Origin of the sequence: Cupriavidus sp. 2SB (genome assembly GCF_005503625.1) — a bacterium.
Classification (GTDB): Bacteria; Pseudomonadota; Gammaproteobacteria; order Burkholderiales; family Burkholderiaceae; genus Cupriavidus.
This window is the reverse complement of the sequence record NZ_SCMX01000035.1, coordinates 1-17,723: the sequence shown is the minus strand read 5'-3', so window position 1 is coordinate 17,723 and position 17,723 is coordinate 1. Positions and strand designations below refer to the sequence as shown.

The window sequence follows — 17,723 nt, the reverse complement described above, 5'->3', positions numbered from 1 at the left end:
CGGCAGTTGACCCGCTCGCCCTCACCCCCAGCCCCTCTCCCGCAACGCGGGAGAGGGGAGCAAGCCAAGGGCTTTTGAAACGCTGTCGGTTAGCTCCCCTCTCCCATGAAATGGGAGAGGGGTTGGGGGTGAGGGCCGGAGGTTCTGCTTGCCGACTGCGTCGCAACTTGCACCCCTAGCCCTCTCCCCCGCCCCTCTCCCGCAACGCGGGAGAGGGGAGCAAACCCACAGCACTTGCGAGCGCCAACCAACAAAAAAGCCGACCAGCTTTCACCAGTCGGCTTTTCCTCAAAGCAAAAAACGAAACTCAGCCCAGGCGCTTGGCCAGTGCGTCCTTCGTTTCCACCAGTGCCTGCGGCAGGTTGTGCTTGAGCTGCGTGAACAGTTCGTCGTGCAGCGCCAGTTCCTGTTGCCAGGCGGCGTGGTCGATCGACGTGACTTGTTCGAACTGCTCGGCCGTGAACGGCAGGCCGTTCCAGTTCAGGTCGGTGTAGCGCGGCGACGTGCCGAAGACGTGGTCAACGCCTTCGCCACGGCCTTCCACGCGGTCGATCATCCACGACAGGACGCGCATGTTCTCGCCGAAGCCCGGCCAGACGAAGTTGCCGTCGGCGTCCTTGCGGAACCAGTTCACGCAGTAGAACTTCGGCAGCTTGGCGCCAGAGGCTTCCAGCTTCTTGCCGAGTGCGAGCCAGTGGCCGAAGTAGTCGCTCATGTTGTAGCCGCAGAACGGCAGCATCGCGAACGGGTCGCGGCGTACCACGCCTTGCTGGCCAGCAGCGGCGGCGGTGGTTTCCGAGCCCATCGTGGCGGCCATGTAGACGCCTTCGGTCCAGTTGCGCGCTTCGGTCACCAGCGGCACCGTGGTGCTGCGGCGGCCACCGAAGATGAAGGCGTCGATGGGCACGCCAGCCGGGTTGTCCCAGTTGTCGTCGATCGACGGGCACTGCGAGGCCGGGGCGGTGAAGCGGGCGTTCGGGTGCGCGGCCTTGGCGCCGGTCTCCTTGGCGATAGCAGGCGTCCAATCCTTGCCCTGCCAGTCCACCAGGTGCGCCGGGGCTTCGCGGGTCATGCCTTCCCACCACACGTCGCCGTCATCGGTCAGCGCCACGTTGGTGAAGATGACGTTTTCCTTGAGGGTCGCCATCGCGTTGTAGTTGGTCTTCTCGCTCGTGCCCGGGGCCACGCCGAAGTAGCCGGCTTCCGGGTTGATGGCGTAGAGACGGCCGTCCTGGCCCGGCTTGATCCACGCGATGTCGTCGCCGATCGTCGTGATCTTCCAGCCTTCGTAGCCCTTGGGCGGGATCAGCATCGCGAAGTTGGTCTTGCCGCAGGCCGACGGGAATGCAGCGGCCACGTGGTACTTCTTGCCCTCGGGCGAGGTTACGCCCAGGATCAGCATGTGTTCGGCCAGCCAGCCTTCGTCGCGGCCCATGGTCGAGGCGATCCGCAGTGCGAAGCACTTCTTGCCCAGCAGCGCATTGCCGCCGTAGCCCGAACCGAACGACCAGATCTCGCGCGATTCCGGGAAGTGGACGATGTACTTGGTCTTGTTGCACGGCCATGCCACGTCCTGCTCGCCAGCAGCCAGCGGCTTGCCCACGGTGTGCACGCACGGCACGAACTCGCCGTCGGTGCCCAGCACATCGTACACGGCGCGACCCATGCGCGTCATGATGCGCATGTTCACGGCCACGTACGGCGAATCGGACAGTTCCACGCCGATGTGCGCGATCGGCGAACCCAGCGGGCCCATCGAGAACGGCACCACGTACATGGTGCGGCCGCGCATGCAGCCGTCGAACAGGCCAGACAGCGTCTGGCGCATTTCTGCCGGTGCAGTCCAGTTGTTGGTGGGGCCGGCGTCTTCCTTCTTCTCGGAGCAGATGAAGGTGCGGTCTTCCACACGTGCCACGTCGGAAGGGTCCGACAGCGCCAGGAACGAATTCTTGCGCTTGGCCGGGTTCAGGCGGCGCATGGTGCCCGCAGCGACCATCAGTTCGCACAGGCGGTCATATTCTTCCTGCGAGCCATCGCACCAGTAGATCTGGTCCGGCTTGGTCAGGGAAGCGATCTCGGCAACCCAGGCGACCAGTTTCTGGTTCTTTACCCAGGCCGGCACGTTCAGGGCCGGTGTGCCTTGCATTGTGGGGTGGTTCATATCTACTGCTCCAAAGCGAAAAAGAAACCTTGCAATGTCCAACCGGCGCGAGGGGCCGGGTGCGGAGTGAGCGGGGAAGACCGGCTACCGGGCCGGGCGCCTGCCGGGAAAGAAGGCAAAACGCTCGCATACGGTGTGGTCACATCCCGTTACAACTCGGCGGCGACCAATTGAGGGCAAAGGGTCGCGGGGGTCCCTGCGGCTGCGATACAGTTGCGCTTCGTCCGTTTCTGACGGACGGCAGGGGCCGGTCGGGCATTGTCCGGCGGCGAACAGGGAGTGGGAGCTTGGCTCGACCAACCTGTCGCGTCGCGGAAGCGGGCAAGAATACCACTCTACGGGCCCCCTGTTTTTTGCTGCGCAGCATTGTCGCCCCTGTCAAAATGGCTGTTCGAATTCCTGCGCTTGTCTGTCGTGGATGTTGCGTCAGGGAAGCCAACAATACTGTCCGGCGCGCGCTGATTCTGTGGCCGCGCGCACCAAGCCCCCGTTCAAAGAGTCACCAATGAAGATTGCCGTTCTCGACGATTACCAGGACGCCGTGCGCAAGCTGCCCTGCTTTTCCCTGCTGGAAGGGCATGACGTGAAGGTTTTCAACAATACCGTCAAAGGTGTGGGCCAGTTGGCCGCGCGCCTCTCCGATGTGGAGGCGCTGGTGTTGATCCGCGAACGGACGCGAGTGACGCGTCAGTTGCTCGAGAAGCTGCCCAAGCTGCGCATCATCAGCCAGACGGGCCGGGCCGGTAGTCATGTGGATATCGAAGCCTGCACCGACCGTGGCATCGTGGTGCTGGAAGGCGTGGGATCGCCCGTGGCACCCGCCGAACTCACGTGGGCGTTGATCATGGCGGCCCAGCGCCGCATTCCGCAGTACGTGGCCAGCCTCAAGCATGGCGCCTGGCAGCAGTCGGGCCTGAAGTCGACCACGATGCCGCCGAATTTCGGGCTGGGCCAGGTGTTGCGTGGCCAGACGCTGGGGATCTGGGGCTACGGCAAGATCGGCAAGCTGCTGGCTGGCTTCGGGCGTGCGTTCGGCATGAACGTGCTGGTCTGGGGCCGCGAGGCGTCGCAACAGGCGGCGCGCGACGACGGCCTGAACGTGGCGGAATCCGTCGAGCAACTGTTCGCCGACAGCGACGTGCTGTCGCTGCACCTGCGCCTGAACGACGAGACGCGCGGCATCGTCAAGCTGTCTGACCTGCAACGCATGAAGCCCACGGCGCTTTTCGTGAATACCAGCCGTGCCGAGCTGATCGAGGAAAACGCGCTCGTGGCCGCGCTGAACCGGGGCCGCCCCGGCATGGCGGCCATCGACGTCTTCGAATCCGAGCCGATCCTGCAGGGCCACGCGCTGCTGCGCATGGAGAACTGCATCTGCACGCCGCACCTGGGCTATGTGGAGCGTGACAGCTACGAGCTGTACTTCCGCACCGCGTTCCAGAACATCCTCGACGTGCTGGGCGGCAAGCACGACAGCATCGCCAATCCCAAGGCGCTGACGCCTGCGCTTTCGCGCTGAGTTTCGTCCCTGCCTCACCCCTGCCCCGGCGCGCGCTTGGCGCGTGTGCCGGGAGCGTCTGTTTCCCCACATTACCCATCCTCAAACGCGTGGACGAGCCGGTACACTCGGTTCACAAAGTCAGCGCGTGGCACCAGCGAAAAGCTGGGCACCCGCGCGGGCCCCGCACACGCAAGGAGGGCGTACCGTGGCCGAATCCGATCCGCGTCCCAATCCAATGGGCACCGGCGGCCCTGCCGTCCGGCGCGTACTGGCTGTCAATGTGGGGACGGCGCTGCCGCTGGTCGTGGCGGGTGCCGGAACCGAGGCCGTGGTCATGTCGGCCATTCGCAAGCACCCCCTCAGCACCCAGCATCACCCTATCGCGGTGGGCGTGCATCGGCTCGGCATGGCGGGCGATGAACAGGTGGACCGCACTGTCCACGGTGGCCCGGATCGCGCCGTCTATGCCTATCCGATCGAGCATTACACCTGGTGGAACACCCGGCGGCGCGAAGCCGGCGTGGAAGAAGCCGAGCGTCCGCTGGCGTTTGGTGCGATGGGCGAGAACCTGACCACGCAAGGATTGCTCGAAACCGCACTGTGGGTGGGAGACCACCTCTACATCGGCGATGTCGAGTTTGTGGTGAAATCGACACGTCGCCCCTGCTTCAAACTGAATGCCGCCCTGGGCTATGCGCATGCCGTGCGCGACATGACCCGCAGTGGCTTTTCGGGCGTGTACCTGGGCGTGGCGCGCCCAGGTGTCATACGGGCTGGCGATGGCGTGGTGCTGGTTCCAGGGCCACGTGAAGTGTCGCTCGAAAGCCTCAATCGGCGGGAAAACGCCTGAGTTTTCCGCCGAAACCTCCCCTTTCCCGCGTTATTCCCCAGTGGCCCGAACCGGCTTTTCTGCTAATGTTTTAGGTCTGATACAAGCATTTTGGCCACCGCCGGGGGCTGCCATCCCGCCGGCCCTCCATCCGTCCCCATCGATGCTGTAATGGCTTGTAATACAACGCGCTTTGCCTGGATGGGCGAGGCGCGGTACTAGTAGCGGTTCGCGCGGGCAAAATCCGGTGCCAAGACGCCGGGTGCCACGTTTTGGGGAGCGCGCCATGCGGCAATTGAGGGTCCTCACATGAAATCAGATGGGATCGACCAGCCGAAAGGCTTTGTCGATGGGAACTGGAGCGCGGCCGCCAGCACGGGCCGTGGCCGTACATCGCCATGGGTAGTGGTGATCGCGGTACTGGTCGTGGCAATTGCCGGGTGGTTCGGCTGGAAGACGTGGCTCGCCCCGAAGCCTGTAGCCAAGGGCCCCAGCGCTGCGGCTGTGGCTACTGCCCTCGTGCAGCAGGGCGACGTGCCCGTGGAAGTCAACGCCAACGGCACCGTGACGGCCATGCAGAGCGTGGACGTGCGCCCACAGGTATCGAGCACCGTGCGCACCGTGCATATCAAGGAAGGCCAGACCGTGAAGCCGGGCGATCTGCTGTTCTCGCTCGATTCGCGCATGGACGAAGCCAATCTGGCAAAGGCCCGCGCCCAGCTCATGCGCGATCAGGCAGATCTCTCCGATGCCCGCCGCACGCTGGCGCGCAGCCAGGAACTGCTGCAGCGCAATTTCATTTCGCGCAGCGCCGTGGATACGGCCCAGGCGAAGGTGGATGGATTCGAAGCCACGATCCGCGCTGACCAGGCTGCCATCGAGGCCAGCCAGGTGGCCATCAGCTACGGCACCATCCGCGCGACCATCGGCGGACGCACCGGCATCATCAATGTCTTCCCCGGTTCGCTGGTGACGCCGACCAATGCCTTGCCGATGGTGACCGTGGCCCAGATCGCGCCGATCACGGTCACGTTCACGCTGCCGGAGCGGCAACTGGCTGCGCTGCGCGATGCGCTGCGTGCCGGCCCGGTGGCCGTGACGGCCCAGCCCAACGACGGCAACAAGAACCCGGTCACCGGCAAGATCACGTTCGTCGACAACACGGTGGACCCGCAATACGGCAGCATCCGCGTCAAGGCGATGTTCGACAACGCGGAAAGCCGGCTCTGGCCCGGCACCTATGCCAACGTCAGCGCCACGGTGCAGACGCTGAAGGATGCGCTGAGCGTGCCGCCGCAAGCCGTGGTGACAGGTCCCGAGGGCCGCTTTGTCTACGTGGTGCAGCCGGACAGCAAGGTGGCGCGCGTGCCGGTGAAGGTCATCGTCACCACCGCCGCAGCCGCCGTGGTCGAAGGCGTGCAGCCCAAGGCCCGCGTGGTGATCGAGGGCGCGCAGAACCTGCGTCCGGGCACGCTGGTGCGCGAAGTGCCGGCGCGTGGTGCCGCAGCATCGGCTCCAGCGGCAGCACCCAACGGCAACGGACACTGACATCATGAGTTTGTCCGAGCTTTGTATCCGCCGGCCCGTGATGACGGTGCTGCTGTGCCTGGCCGTCATCGTCACCGGCATCGTGTTGTATCCGACGATTCCGATTGCCGCGCTGCCCAGCTTCAACTCGCCGGTGATCCAGGTCACCGCCACGCTGCCCGGGGCGAGTCCCGAGACCATGGCGGCTTCGGTGGCCACGCAACTGGAAAAGCAGTTCGCGACGATTCCGGGCGTGACCGTGATCAGTTCGTCGAACACGCTCGGCAACTCCAGCATCACCATCGAATTCAACAGCGACCGCAGTATCGACGATGCGGCCGTTGACGTGCAGGCCGCGCTGTTCCGCGCGCAACGTTCGTTGCCGATCGAGATGACGGTGCCGCCGTCGTACCGCAAGGTGAACCCGGCGGACGCACCGGTGATCTTGCTGGCCATCAATTCGCCATCAATGAGCCTGGGCGAACTGAATGCATTCGGCGACAACCTGATCTCGCCCACGCTGGCCACATTGCCCGGCGTGGCGCAGGTGCAGGTCTACGGTCAGAAACGTTTCTCGGTGCGCGTGCGTGCGCACCCCGATGCACTCGCCGCGCGCGGTCTCACGCTCGACGAGCTCGCCACGGCATTGAATCGCGCCAATGCCAACACGCCGGTCGGTACGCTCGATGGCGCGCGACAGACGCTGACCATCCAGGCCAATCGCCAGATGACGAGTGCGGAAGCGTTCCGCAACATCATCGTGGCGAGCCAGCCTAGCGGCGCCGTGGTGCGACTCTCTGACGTGGCCGATGTGGAAGACAGCGTCGAGACCATCAAGACCGGTAGCTGGCTCAACAACGAACGCTCCATCGTATTGGCCGTGCAGCGCCAGCCTGATGCCAACACGGTGGCCGTGGTCGATGCCGTCAGGAATGCGCTGCCGCGCCTGAAGCAGCAGATGCCGGAATCGGTCAACGTGGCCGTGGTGAACGACCGCTCGGTATCGATCCGCGAATCGATCCATGACGTACAGTTCACGCTGGCGCTGACCGTGGCGCTGGTGGTGCTGGTCATCTTCCTGTTCCTGCGCCGCGCGGCGGCCACGCTGATTCCCACGGTCTCGCTGCCCATCTCGCTGATCGGCACCGTGGCGCTGATGAAGGCGTTCGGCTACAGCCTCGACAACGTGTCGCTGCTGGCCATCACGCTGGCCGTGGGTCTGGTGGTGGACGACGCCATCGTGATGCTCGAGAACATCGTGCGCCATATCGAGGAAGGCGTGCCGCCGCTCAAGGCCGCGCTGGTGGGTTCGCGCGAGATGGGCTTCACCATCCTGTCGATCTCGATTTCGCTGGTGGCCGTGTTCATCCCGATCTTCTTCATGCCGGGGGTGATCGGCCTGCTGTTCCACGAATTCGCGGCGGTGGTGTCGCTGTCGATCCTGGTCTCGGCGCTGGTCTCGCTGACGCTGATCCCGATGTTGTGCGCGCGCTTCCTGTCGGCGGAGAACGTACCTGTCGATGAATCGCAGCATGCCTATGGCGATCACGCAGCGGGCGCGCCCGTGCATCGCGTGGTGCAGAAGCAGACCATCGGCATGCGCTCCACGCAGTGGTTCGAAGACCTGTTCGAATGGACGTTGCACAACTATGCGCGCGGGCTGGACTGGTGCCTGGCGCATCGCCGCTTCGTGCTCGGTATCGCGGGTCTCACGTTCGTGATTACCGCCGTGATGTTCGTGAAGATTCCGAAGGGCTTCTTCCCCGAGGAAGACATCGGCCAGATCCAGGTAAATGCCGAAGGGCCGCAGGACATTTCGTTCGAAGCGATGTCCGAGCGCCTGCGCGATGCTGCCGAGCGTATCCGCGCGAATCCGTCGGTGAAGAGCGTGGTGGCATCGATTGGCGGCGGGCCGTCGCCGGCCATCAACACGGGCCGCATGTTCGTGGAACTGAAGCCGCTTGGCGAGCGCGTGAAGATGCCGCAGGTGGTGGAGTCGCTGCGAAAGGATGTCTCGGGCGTGCCGGGGCTGCAGGTGTATTTCTCGCCCGTGCAGAACCTGCGCCTGGGCGGACGCCAGAGCAAGAGCCGCTACCAGTACACGCTGCAGAGCGTGAAGGCCGGGCAGTTGCAGGAGTTCAGCGACAAGCTCATGGCCAAGATGCGCGCCGAGCCGATGTTCCGCGACGTGACGAGCGATTCGCAGCAGTCGGGCCTTGAGGCGCACCTGACCATCGACCGCGACAAGGCCAATGCGCTGGGCGTGCAGATCCAGGACGTTCGCACGGCGCTGTACACCGCATTCGGCGAGCGGCAGGTCTCCACGATCTATACGCCCATCGACAACTACTACGTGATCCTGACCGCCGCCGATGTGGATCGCGTGGATGAGACTGCGTTCTCCAAGCTCTACGTGCGCAGCAAGACCGGCCAGATGGTGCCGGTGTCGGCCTTTGCCACCACCGAGCGCCGCGTGGGACCGATTGCGGTGAATCACCAGGGGCAGTTGCCCTCGGTGACCGTGTCGTTCAACCTCGCGCCGGGTGCGCCGCTGGGCGACGCGTCGAAGCTGATGGATCGCTACAAGCAGGAACTGGAAGTGCCCGCGTCGATCTTCACGAGCTGGGGCGGCGATGCGGCCGTGTTCCAGTCCTCGCAGGCCACGCAGGTGGTGCTGCTTGTGGCGGCGCTGGCGGTGATCTACACGCTGCTGGGCGTGCTGTATGAGAGCTACATTCACCCGCTGACGATTCTCGCCGGTCTGCCCTCGGCGGCGATTGGCGCTTTGGCTACGTTGTACCTGTTCAACGTGGAGCTATCGCTGATTGCGACGATTGGCGTGCTGATGCTGATCGGCATCGTGAAGAAGAACGCGATCATGATGATCGACTTCGCGCTGGCTGCGCAGCGCGAACAGGGCATGCATCCGGCGAAGGCGATCCGGCAGGCGTGCCTGCTGCGCTTCCGTCCGATCATGATGACCACGTTCGCCGCCGTGATGGGCGCCCTGCCGCTCGCCCTGGGTCTGGGTGCGGGCGCCGAACTGCGTCAGCCGCTGGGCCTGGCGGTGGTGGGCGGCCTGCTGTTCTCGCAAGTCATCACGCTGTTCATCACGCCGGTGATCTACCTGGCGCTGGACAAGTACTCCGGCACCGGCCCGCTGCAGATCGACGCCGAGGGCAACCCGCTCGACGTGAAGCAGCCCGAGGCCGTCTCGCACTGATGTTCCCTGCTCCCCTCCCGCGCAGGCGGGAGCGGGAGTCAGTCTTTTCCGATCGTTCCCCGTCGCGCCTCGTCGTTCTCCAACAACAACAGGGCACCTTGCACAACGGCTCTTGTCGATTCGGAAATAAACGAGAATAATTCTCGTTTCCGGCGAGACACCCACACACCAACCACAGGGCCCGCCGTGCACGCATGCCAGCCATCCGCCCCCTGACGCGAGGACCTCATCGGCCACGCGGCATTTCAGCCAGCCAGCGTTATCGCTTTCCATCAGGGGGAAAAACCGATGACATGCCGTTGGCTGGCGCGCTCATGCGCCAATTTCAGGACGACACCTGTCGCCACACTTTGCGCCATGCTGAGCGCACCGCTATGTGCCGAGGAGGTGCGGCAACTCGGGGAGGTGGTGGTCACCGCCACGCGCACCGAGGAACGCGCCGATGCGGTGGCGTCCACCATCACGGTGGAAGACGCGCGCAGGATCGGGCAGGCCATGCCCGTTGACGAGACCGGCCTCTTTGCCGACGAACCCGACATCGACGTGCCGCGCGACCGTCGCCGCTTTGGCGCGGGCAGCGTGAACATCCGGGGCATCGAAGACAACCGGGTGCTACAGATGGTCGATGGCGTACGCCTGCCCGACTACTACAGCGGGGGCGGGCCGTCGAATATCTCGACATCCACGCGCGAGGCGCCGGAGTTCTCGTTCCTGAAACGCGTCGAAGTACTACGTGGTCCCGCATCGAGCCTCTATGGTTCCGATGCCATCGGCGGCGTGGTGTCGTATGCGACGAAAGATCCCGTGGATCTGATGCGCGGTAAGAAAGCTGGTGCCGAAGCGGGGCTCGAATGGAATGGCATCGATGACGGCTTCCGCCAGACCGTGGGCGTGGCCGGCGGCAACGACACGGTGCAGGGCCTGTTCATGTACGCGCACCGCACGTCGCACGAGATGCAGAACATGGGTGCGAACGATTCGACCTCGATCTACCGCACCACACCGAATCCGCAGCGCGGCGAGACCAATGCCTATCTTGGCAAGGTGGTGCTGAACGCCACGCCCCGGCAACGTTTCCGCCTGACCTATGAGCGGCGCGATGCGCACAGCAGCACGAACATGCTGCGCCTCACGCCCGCGCTGCCTCGCGTGACGCAGGCCGATGGCACGGAGGAGATGAAACGCGACCGTATCTCGCTCGATTACGAATGGCGTCCTGCCAATGCGGTGCTCGATCGGCTCACGGCATCGGTGTACTACCAGCAGAGCGATTCGGGCACGCATACCGATCAGGTGCGCAGCGGCACCAGCGCGGGATGTTCGGGCACGCGGCCTGGCAGAAACCTCTGCAATGTGGGACTCGATTTCGGCTTCGAACAAGCGCAGACCGGCTTCAACGTGCAGGCCGACAAGGGTTTTCGCACGGGTAGTGTCGAGCATCGGCTGATCGGCGGCGTGGATTTTCTTCAGACGACATCCGAGGAAATGCGCGACGCGACCGTGGTCAACACCACGACCGGTACCACTGTGAAATCGCTGGCTGGCGAGAACTTCCCGCTGCACGATTTCCCCAAGGGCGAGACGCGTCAGATCGGTGTGTTCGTGCAGGACGAACTGCGTTTCTTCGATGGCCGTTTCACGCTGACGCCGGGCCTGCGCTTTGACCAGTACTCGCTCGGTCCCGATGACGATTCGCTGTATCACAGCGCAAACGGCAAGGCGCCTATCGACAAGAGCGATTCGAACCTGTCGCCGAAGCTGTCCGCACTGTGGCAGGCGACGGATCGCATCAACGTGTGGGCGCAATACGTGTTTGGCTATCGCGCGCCGAGCTATCGCGAGATCAACGGCAGCTTCCGCAATCCGGTGCAGGGCTACGGCGCAGCGCCGAATGGCGATCTTGACCCCGAGAAAAGCCGCTCGTTCGAAGTGGGCGTGCGCTACACCAGCGACACCGTGCAGAGCAGCGTGGCCATGTACGACAATCGCTACACGGACTTCATCGAACAGGTGATGCTCCGTTGTCCGTCCGATCCGTCGTGCCTGTCTGGCATGCGCGCTACCTACCAGTACCGCAATCAATCGAAGGTGCGCATCTATGGTGCAGAGTGGCGTGGATCGTGGCGCTTCCTGCCGCAGTGGCGCGTGGATGGCGCGGTAGCGTATGCGCATGGCACGAACCAGCAGAAGGATCAGCCGCTCAATACGGTGTCGCCATTGCGCGCATCGGCAGGGCTGACATGGGAGCCGCAGCGTGAGGATGGTCCCGGTGCCGCACTGCGCTGGCGCGGTGCGAAGGCCGTGACGCGCACGGACGATTCGCGCACGCAGTACTTCAAGCCTGGTGGCTATGGCGTGGTCGATCTGCAGGCATGGTGGCGCTTCGGCAAGCGCGCCACGCTGACGCTCGCGATCAACAACCTGTTCGACAAGAAGTACTGGCTCTGGGGCGATGTGCGCCAGACCGGCGTGACCGCGACAGACCCTGGCCTCGATTTCTATACACAACCAGGCCGGACGGTGGCGGCCAGCGTCAAGGTCGCGTTCTGACGCACGCATGACGCACAAGCCATCAGGAGGAGACACGATGTTTCAACAATTGTTATCGGCAAAGGCGCGGTGGTTGGCGTTCCTGGGGTGGCTGCTGGCCGCGATGATGGCGATGTCCGCGCATGCCGCCGCGCCGGGCATCCACATCCTGACCGCATCGCCGGTGCCCGCCGGTAAGTTCGAACCCCTGCGCGAGATGGCCGCGCAGCACGGCATGACGCTGGAGGCGCGCTATATCGAGAAGCTCTCCGCGCAGGAACTCGGTAGCTTTGCGACGAAGACGGACCTGCTGATCGTCGATGCGCCGCGCGACCATATCGTCACGGCGATGCTCGCGCAACTCGGTCCGTTGTGGACCACATCGACCACGCCGCGCGTCTTGCTGGCGACGGATCGATACGAGGCACACGGTGTCGACGATGCCTTGGCAAAGCGCATGCAGACCTACTACGCGAACGGTGGCCGCGCCAACTTCGATGCGATGCTGCGCACCGTGGCGTCCGCGCAGTTTCGCTTGCGCGCGGATGCATCGATCCCGCCGCCGGTGATATTTCCGAAGGCGGCGTACTACCATCCCCGCTTGCCAGACGTCATCACGACCACGCCTGCGGAAGCGTTGAAAGCATCGGGTGCAGACGGTATGCCGGTGATCGGCATCGCCATCCACCAAGCCTATGTGTCGGGCCTCGACAGCGCGTTCATCGATGACCTGATCGCGCGCATCGAATCGCGTCACGCACGCGCCCTCGTCTTCTATGGCCCGATCATGGAAGCCGATGCCATCACGCGCATGGTGGCGCCGGATGGCAAGCGCCTCGTCGATGTGCTGATCAATGGGCAGATCATGCTCAATCCGCAGGGACGCAAGGCCGAGTTCGAAACACTCGGTGTGCCGGTGTTGCAGGTGATGCCCTATCGCAAGGGCGATGCCGCCGATTGGGCTGCCGATCCACATGGCATCAGCCTGACGGATACGCCCTTCTATCTCGTGCAGCCCGAACTAGCAGGCGTGATGGACCCGATGCTCGCCGCCGCCACGTCGAAGCGCGATGGCGCAATCGTCGGCATTCCGGAGCAGGTCGATGCCGTGGCAGGCAAGGCGGTCGCGCTCGCGCGGTTGCAGTCCACGCCAAATGCCGGGAAGCGCGTGGCCATCCTGTTCTACAACTACCCGTCCGGCGAGAAGAATCTGTCTGCATCGTTTCTTAATCTGCCGCGCAGCCTTGCGAGTACGCTTGCTGCATTGCAGGCGACGGGCTATCGCACAGACACGCTCGATGAAACGACGTTGCAACGCGAACTCGGTGCACTGCTGGCGCCGTTCTATCGCACCGGCACACTGCAACCGCTGCTCGCATCCGACCACGCGGTGTGGATGCCGATGTCGCGCTATCGCGCATGGTTCGATGCGCAGCCCGCCGCGTTGCGTGACAGCGTGACGCAGCGCTGGGGACAGCCCGAGCAATCGTCGATGGCCACCACGCGCAATGGCGAGCCGGGTTTCGTGATTCCACGTCTTCAGGTTGGCAACGTGGCGCTGATGCCGGTGCCGCCGCGCGGCGAACGCAGCGCCACCGACGAGAAAGCGCTGTATCACTCGACGAAGACGCCGTTGAACCATTTCTACATGGCTGCCTACCTGTGGGCCCGGCAGGACCGCGACGCGCTGGTGCACTACGGCACGCATGGCACGCAGGAGTGGACGCCGGGCAAGGAGCGCGCGCTGGCCGTGACCGATGCGCCCTACCTCGTGCTCGGCGATGTCCCGGTCATCTATCCCTATATCGTCGATGACGTGGGCGAGGCGATCCAGGCCAAGCGACGTGGCCGCGCGGTGATCGTCAGCCATCAGACGCCACCGTTCCGGCCCGCAGGGCTGCACACCGACCTGACGCATCTTCACGATCAACTGCACGCGTACCTCGCACAGGACGAGGGCGCGGTGAAGGACACGCTCGCAGCCGACATCCTCGCACGCAGCAAGTCGATGCATGTGTTCGAAGACATGGGCTGGACCGAGGCGCGTGCGCGCAAGGATTTCGTCGTGTATCTCGATGCGCTGCACACGCACCTGCACGATCTCGGCGGCACGCTGCAACCTTATGGGCTGCACACGTTGGGACACTCGCAGGACGAGGGCTTGAGACTGTTCACGACGATGGCGATGCTCGGCAGGGACTGGCTCAAGCGCGTGTTCCCCGAGGAGCCCGAAGAACTGTTCGCGGTGGACTTCGCGCAACTGACGAAGACCGCACCCTATGCAATGGTGCATCGCTATGTCATCGGGAACACGCCGCTCGACACACTGTCCGATCCGAAGCAGCGCGAGGACATGCAGCGCGCGCGGCAACTGTATGTGAGCCTCGACGCGCAGCCGGAGGCCGAAGCATTGTTGACCGCGCTCTCGGGACAGTACGTGAAGACCGGTACGGGTGGCGATCCCGTACGCAATCCCGATGCGTTGCCCACGGGCCGCAATCTCTATGGCTTTGATCCTTCAAAAGTGCCGAGCCGCGAAGCGTGGAAGGCTGGACAGGCCGCTGCGGAAGCGATGATCGCGGACTGGCGCAAGCGTCATGGCCAGTGGCCGAAGAAGCTCGCGTTTTCGCTGTGGAGTGTGGAGACCATGCGCCATCAGGGCATGCTCGAAGCGCAGGCGATGGCCGTGCTCGGCATTCGTCCGAAATGGGATGACGGTGGCCGCGTGACCGGTGTGGAGGCGATACCGTCGAGCGAACTCGGACGTCCTCGTGTGGATGTGGTGTTGTCGGCGACGGGCCTCTATCGCGATCATTTCCCCAACCTCATGAAGTGGCTCGCGGAAGCGGTGAAGCTGGCGGCGGCGCAGCCGGAAGCGGACAACAACGTAGCCGCGAATACGCGTGCGATGCGCGCGCAGTTGGTGAAGGCGGGCGTGCCGCAGGATCGGCTCGACGGGCTGGCCGTCACGCGCATCTTCGCGAGCGAATCGGGCAACTACGGCACGGGTCTCGACGATGCCACGCAAGCGACCGATTCGTTTGGCAGTGGCAAGGCCGCCGATGCAAAGCTCGCCAATGTCTACCTCGCGCGCATGCAATACGCCTACGGTCCCGACGAGAAGCATTGGGGCGAGGAGCTGCCGCAGACCAATCTCTATGCGGAGAATCTCAAGGGCGTGGACGGTGCGCTGCTGGCGCGCAGTTCCAATCTCTACGGCATGCTGACCACGGACGATCCCTTCCAGTATCTCGGCGGCATCGGTCTCGCGGTGCGGCACCTGACAGGCAGGGCGCCCGAGCTGCTGATCTCGAATCTGCGCGATGCCAATCATGCGAAGACCGAGACGGCGGCGGGCTTTCTCGCTACGGAACTGCGCACGCGTTACTTCCATCCGGGCTGGATCGAAGGCATGAAGGCCGAGGGCTATAGCGGCGCGTTGAACGTGCTCGATACCGTGAATAACTTCTGGGGGTGGACGGCGACCTCGCCCGAGATCGTGCGCGACGACCAGTGGACCGAGTTCGCGGAGGTCTACGTCAATGACAAGCACAAGCTCGGGTTGAACGAATGGTTCGCGCAGCACGCGCCGCAGGCACAGGCCCAGGTCATCGAACGCATGATGGAGGCCGCGCGCAAGGGCTACTGGCGCGCCGACGCCGCGATGTTGAAGACCTTGGCGCAACGATATGACGCGCTCGCAAAGGATCACGATATCCGCAGCGGCAATCGGCAATTCAATGCGTATCGGAAGACAGTGGCGACGGCGCAGGCCGGGTATGGCATGCAGACGCCTGCTGCACCGGTGCCCCCGCGCGCTGCGCCGCCCGCAGCGAAGGCAGGGGAACCGACACCTCCGGCTCCCGCTGCGTCGGCCCAGCCTCAACCGCAGCCCGTCCAAGGCATGCGGCTCGAAGTGCGCAAACCGCCTGCTGCGGCGCTTGTGCCAGTGCTATCTTGGCTGGCGGGTGGCATCGCGCTGGCCGCAGCGCTGATCGGCGGAGCCCTCAGCGCACGACGGCGACTGACGGATTGAGATGTGTCGAATATCCAAATTAAGAATTTTTAATCGTATAAATTAGCATCAAGTATTACTCGCATAGATATCATGACTCCTACTTTGCTTGAAACCCTGATGTATGACGTCGGCCAGATGTTTCTGTACCCGACGCTGGCGCTGATCGGCCTGCTGTTCCTCTATGCGTTCTGGGCGCTCGGCGATTTTGCGATGCAGGCGTGGCTGCGTGGCCGCCATCCGATGGAGTCGGGGCGTGGCTACGTGCTGGTGGCCTGGGCGCGCCGGCACAAGGTGAGCCACTCTGACGCGCTCGACGTGGCGGCGCACAAGCTGCTGGAGCGTCCGCGCATCGCCACGCGCGTGGCGCCAATGCTGGGGCTGGTGGCCACGATGATCCCGATGGGGCCCGCACTGAAGAGTCTGTCGGGTGGCAACCTCGCCAATGTGGGCGAGAACCTGACGATTGCGTTTTCAGCGGTGATCCTGGCGCTCATCGCTGCCAGCATCACGTTCTGGGTGGTCAACGTGCGTCGCCGCTGGCTGGCCGAGGAACTGGTCTGGCTCGGCCAGTCGCGCCCGACGTGGGAGGCCGACGAATGAAGTTCCTCGAAGAAAGCGAGGGCGACGATCCGATCCTGTCGGTGGTGAACCTGATCGATGTGTTCTTGGTGGTGATTGCCGCGCTGCTGGTGACCATCGCGCAGAATCCGCTGAATCCGTTCACCCATGAAGATGTGACGATCATCACGAACCCGGGCAAGCCGAACATGGAAATCGTGTCGCGCCAGGGCGAGAAAATTGTCCGCTATCAGGCGAGCGGGCAAGTGGGATCGGGCGACGGCATCAAGGCCGGCGTCGCGTATCGCATGAAGGATGGGTCGATGGTGTATGTGCCGGAGACTCACGCTGTGCAATCGTCGTCATCGCAACAACCTGAAGCCCCCAAACCATGATTCGTACTTTCATCTGCCTTGCCGCGGCTGTTGTTGTTGGTGCGTGCGCCACCACCGCCCCCACGCCCGACACCATCGGCCAGCGCTTTGCGGGCAAGTCCTATGTGCTGCTGGGCGAAGTGCATGACAGCGCCGCCGCGCAGCAACAGCGCCTGCAGGCCCTGACGCGCGCGGTGGAAGCGGGCTGGCGCCCGGCCATCGCGATGGAGCAGTTCGACCGCGAGCGCCAGGCCGACATCGATCGTGCGCGCCGTGAGCGTCCGCGCGATGTGGACTACGTGATCGCGCAGGCATCGGGCAAGAGTGGTTGGGATTGGGCGCTCTACAAGCCGGTGATCGCGCTGGCACTGCAATACGATTTGCCGCTATTGGCCGCGAATTTGTCGCGCGCCGATGCGGCGAAGATCGTGCGCGGTGGATTCGGTGATGTGTTCGCTACGTCGCAGCAGAAAGCGCTTGGATTGGATCGTGCATTGCCTGCGGACTTGGTTGCGGCGCAGACCGCGACGCTTGATGCGGGGCACTGTGGTCACTTTCCGAAGACGATGCTGCCTGGCATGCTGAACGCGCAGGCCGCGCGCGATGCGGTGATGGCGGAAACGCTGCGCCCTTATGCGAGCCGTGGTGCGGTGTTGATCGCGGGGAATGGTCATGTGCGCCGCGATGTGGGTGTGCCGCGCTGGCTGGGTGACGATGCGCGCGTAATCAGCGTTGGGTATCTGGAGATGGACTCGCCGGATGCGGGGTATGACACGGTGGTGCGCGTGCCGACGAAGGATCGGGAAGATCCATGCAAGGGTGCGGTGATGGCGAAGTAGTTTTCTCGCTCTCGGTTTTCTCCCCTCTCCCGCTTGCGGGGGGCCTGTCAGTTTTTTTGTGTGCAGGACAGCTAGAGGCTTGCCGGTCGAATGGATTGGCAAGCCTGCATTCTCTCAGAGGTGCGGGTGGGTAAATCGGTCTTCGTACAACACTGCGAACTGAT

Annotated in this window: 10 protein-coding genes; 9 read left to right on the top strand and 1 reads right to left on the bottom strand. The window is 64.0% G+C overall.

Features of this window, described 5'->3' with window-relative positions; all coding sequences use genetic code 11:
• Positions 1–307: 307 nt before the first annotated feature.
• A complete protein-coding gene (locus FFS21_RS17235) occupies positions 308–2,161 on the bottom strand; it encodes a phosphoenolpyruvate carboxykinase (GTP) (protein ID WP_137926002.1) in 1,854 nt (617 codons plus the stop codon).
• 505 nt (positions 2,162–2,666) lie between these two features.
• Here FFS21_RS17235 and FFS21_RS17230 point away from each other — a divergent pair.
• The 9 genes from FFS21_RS17230 to FFS21_RS17190 all read left to right on the top strand — a co-directional run bounded on the left by FFS21_RS17230 (position 2,667) and on the right by FFS21_RS17190 (position 17,559).
• Positions 2,667–3,680, top strand: a complete 1,014-nt coding sequence (locus FFS21_RS17230) for a D-2-hydroxyacid dehydrogenase family protein (RefSeq protein WP_137926001.1) — start codon at positions 2,667–2,669, stop codon at positions 3,678–3,680.
• 187 nt (positions 3,681–3,867) lie between these two features.
• The gene (locus FFS21_RS17225; protein ID WP_137926000.1) at positions 3,868–4,512 is read left to right on the top strand and encodes an MOSC domain-containing protein; all 645 of its coding nucleotides are present in this window, start codon (positions 3,868–3,870) and stop codon (positions 4,510–4,512) included.
• A 288-nt stretch (positions 4,513–4,800) separates the two neighbouring features.
• Positions 4,801–6,039, top strand: coding sequence for an efflux RND transporter periplasmic adaptor subunit (locus tag FFS21_RS17220; RefSeq protein ID WP_137925999.1), 1,239 nt, complete (start codon positions 4,801–4,803; stop codon positions 6,037–6,039).
• A 4-nt stretch (positions 6,040–6,043) separates the two neighbouring features.
• Positions 6,044–9,241 (top strand): efflux RND transporter permease subunit, encoded by a 3,198-nt coding sequence (locus FFS21_RS17215; RefSeq protein ID WP_137925998.1) that lies wholly within the window; start codon positions 6,044–6,046, stop codon positions 9,239–9,241.
• A gap of 288 nt (positions 9,242–9,529) precedes the next feature.
• A complete protein-coding gene (locus FFS21_RS17210) occupies positions 9,530–11,791 on the top strand; it encodes a TonB-dependent hemoglobin/transferrin/lactoferrin family receptor (RefSeq protein ID WP_137925997.1) in 2,262 nt (753 codons plus the stop codon).
• 37 nt (positions 11,792–11,828) lie between these two features.
• Positions 11,829–15,806, top strand: a complete 3,978-nt coding sequence (gene cobN / locus FFS21_RS17205) for a cobaltochelatase subunit CobN (protein WP_249359466.1) — start codon at positions 11,829–11,831, stop codon at positions 15,804–15,806.
• 72 nt (positions 15,807–15,878) lie between these two features.
• A complete protein-coding gene (locus FFS21_RS17200; RefSeq protein WP_249359465.1) occupies positions 15,879–16,388 on the top strand; it encodes a MotA/TolQ/ExbB proton channel family protein in 510 nt (169 codons plus the stop codon).
• Complete coding sequence (locus FFS21_RS17195) at positions 16,385–16,741, top strand: DUF2149 domain-containing protein (protein ID WP_137925995.1); 357 nt, start codon at positions 16,385–16,387, stop codon at positions 16,739–16,741. The genes FFS21_RS17200 and FFS21_RS17195 overlap by 4 nt, the downstream gene beginning before the upstream one ends.
• Complete coding sequence (locus tag FFS21_RS17190; RefSeq protein ID WP_137925994.1) at positions 16,738–17,559, top strand: ChaN family lipoprotein; 822 nt, start codon at positions 16,738–16,740, stop codon at positions 17,557–17,559. The genes FFS21_RS17195 and FFS21_RS17190 overlap by 4 nt, the downstream gene beginning before the upstream one ends.
• Positions 17,560–17,723: the final 164 nt, after the last annotated feature.

Coding starts and splice junctions, on each gene's coding strand:
- FFS21_RS17235 (WP_137926002.1), bottom strand. CDS start 2,161: ATGAACCACCCCACAATGCAAGGCACACCGGCCCTGAACGTGCCGGCC.
- FFS21_RS17230 (WP_137926001.1), top strand. CDS start 2,667: ATGAAGATTGCCGTTCTCGACGATTACCAGGACGCCGTGCGCAAGCTG.
- FFS21_RS17220 (WP_137925999.1), top strand. CDS start 4,801: ATGAAATCAGATGGGATCGACCAGCCGAAAGGCTTTGTCGATGGGAAC.
- FFS21_RS17215 (WP_137925998.1), top strand. CDS start 6,044: ATGAGTTTGTCCGAGCTTTGTATCCGCCGGCCCGTGATGACGGTGCTG.
- FFS21_RS17210 (WP_137925997.1), top strand. CDS start 9,530: ATGACATGCCGTTGGCTGGCGCGCTCATGCGCCAATTTCAGGACGACA.
- cobN (WP_249359466.1), top strand. CDS start 11,829: ATGTTTCAACAATTGTTATCGGCAAAGGCGCGGTGGTTGGCGTTCCTG.
- FFS21_RS17200 (WP_249359465.1), top strand. CDS start 15,879: ATGACTCCTACTTTGCTTGAAACCCTGATGTATGACGTCGGCCAGATG.
- FFS21_RS17195 (WP_137925995.1), top strand. CDS start 16,385: ATGAAGTTCCTCGAAGAAAGCGAGGGCGACGATCCGATCCTGTCGGTG.
- FFS21_RS17190 (WP_137925994.1), top strand. CDS start 16,738: ATGATTCGTACTTTCATCTGCCTTGCCGCGGCTGTTGTTGTTGGTGCG.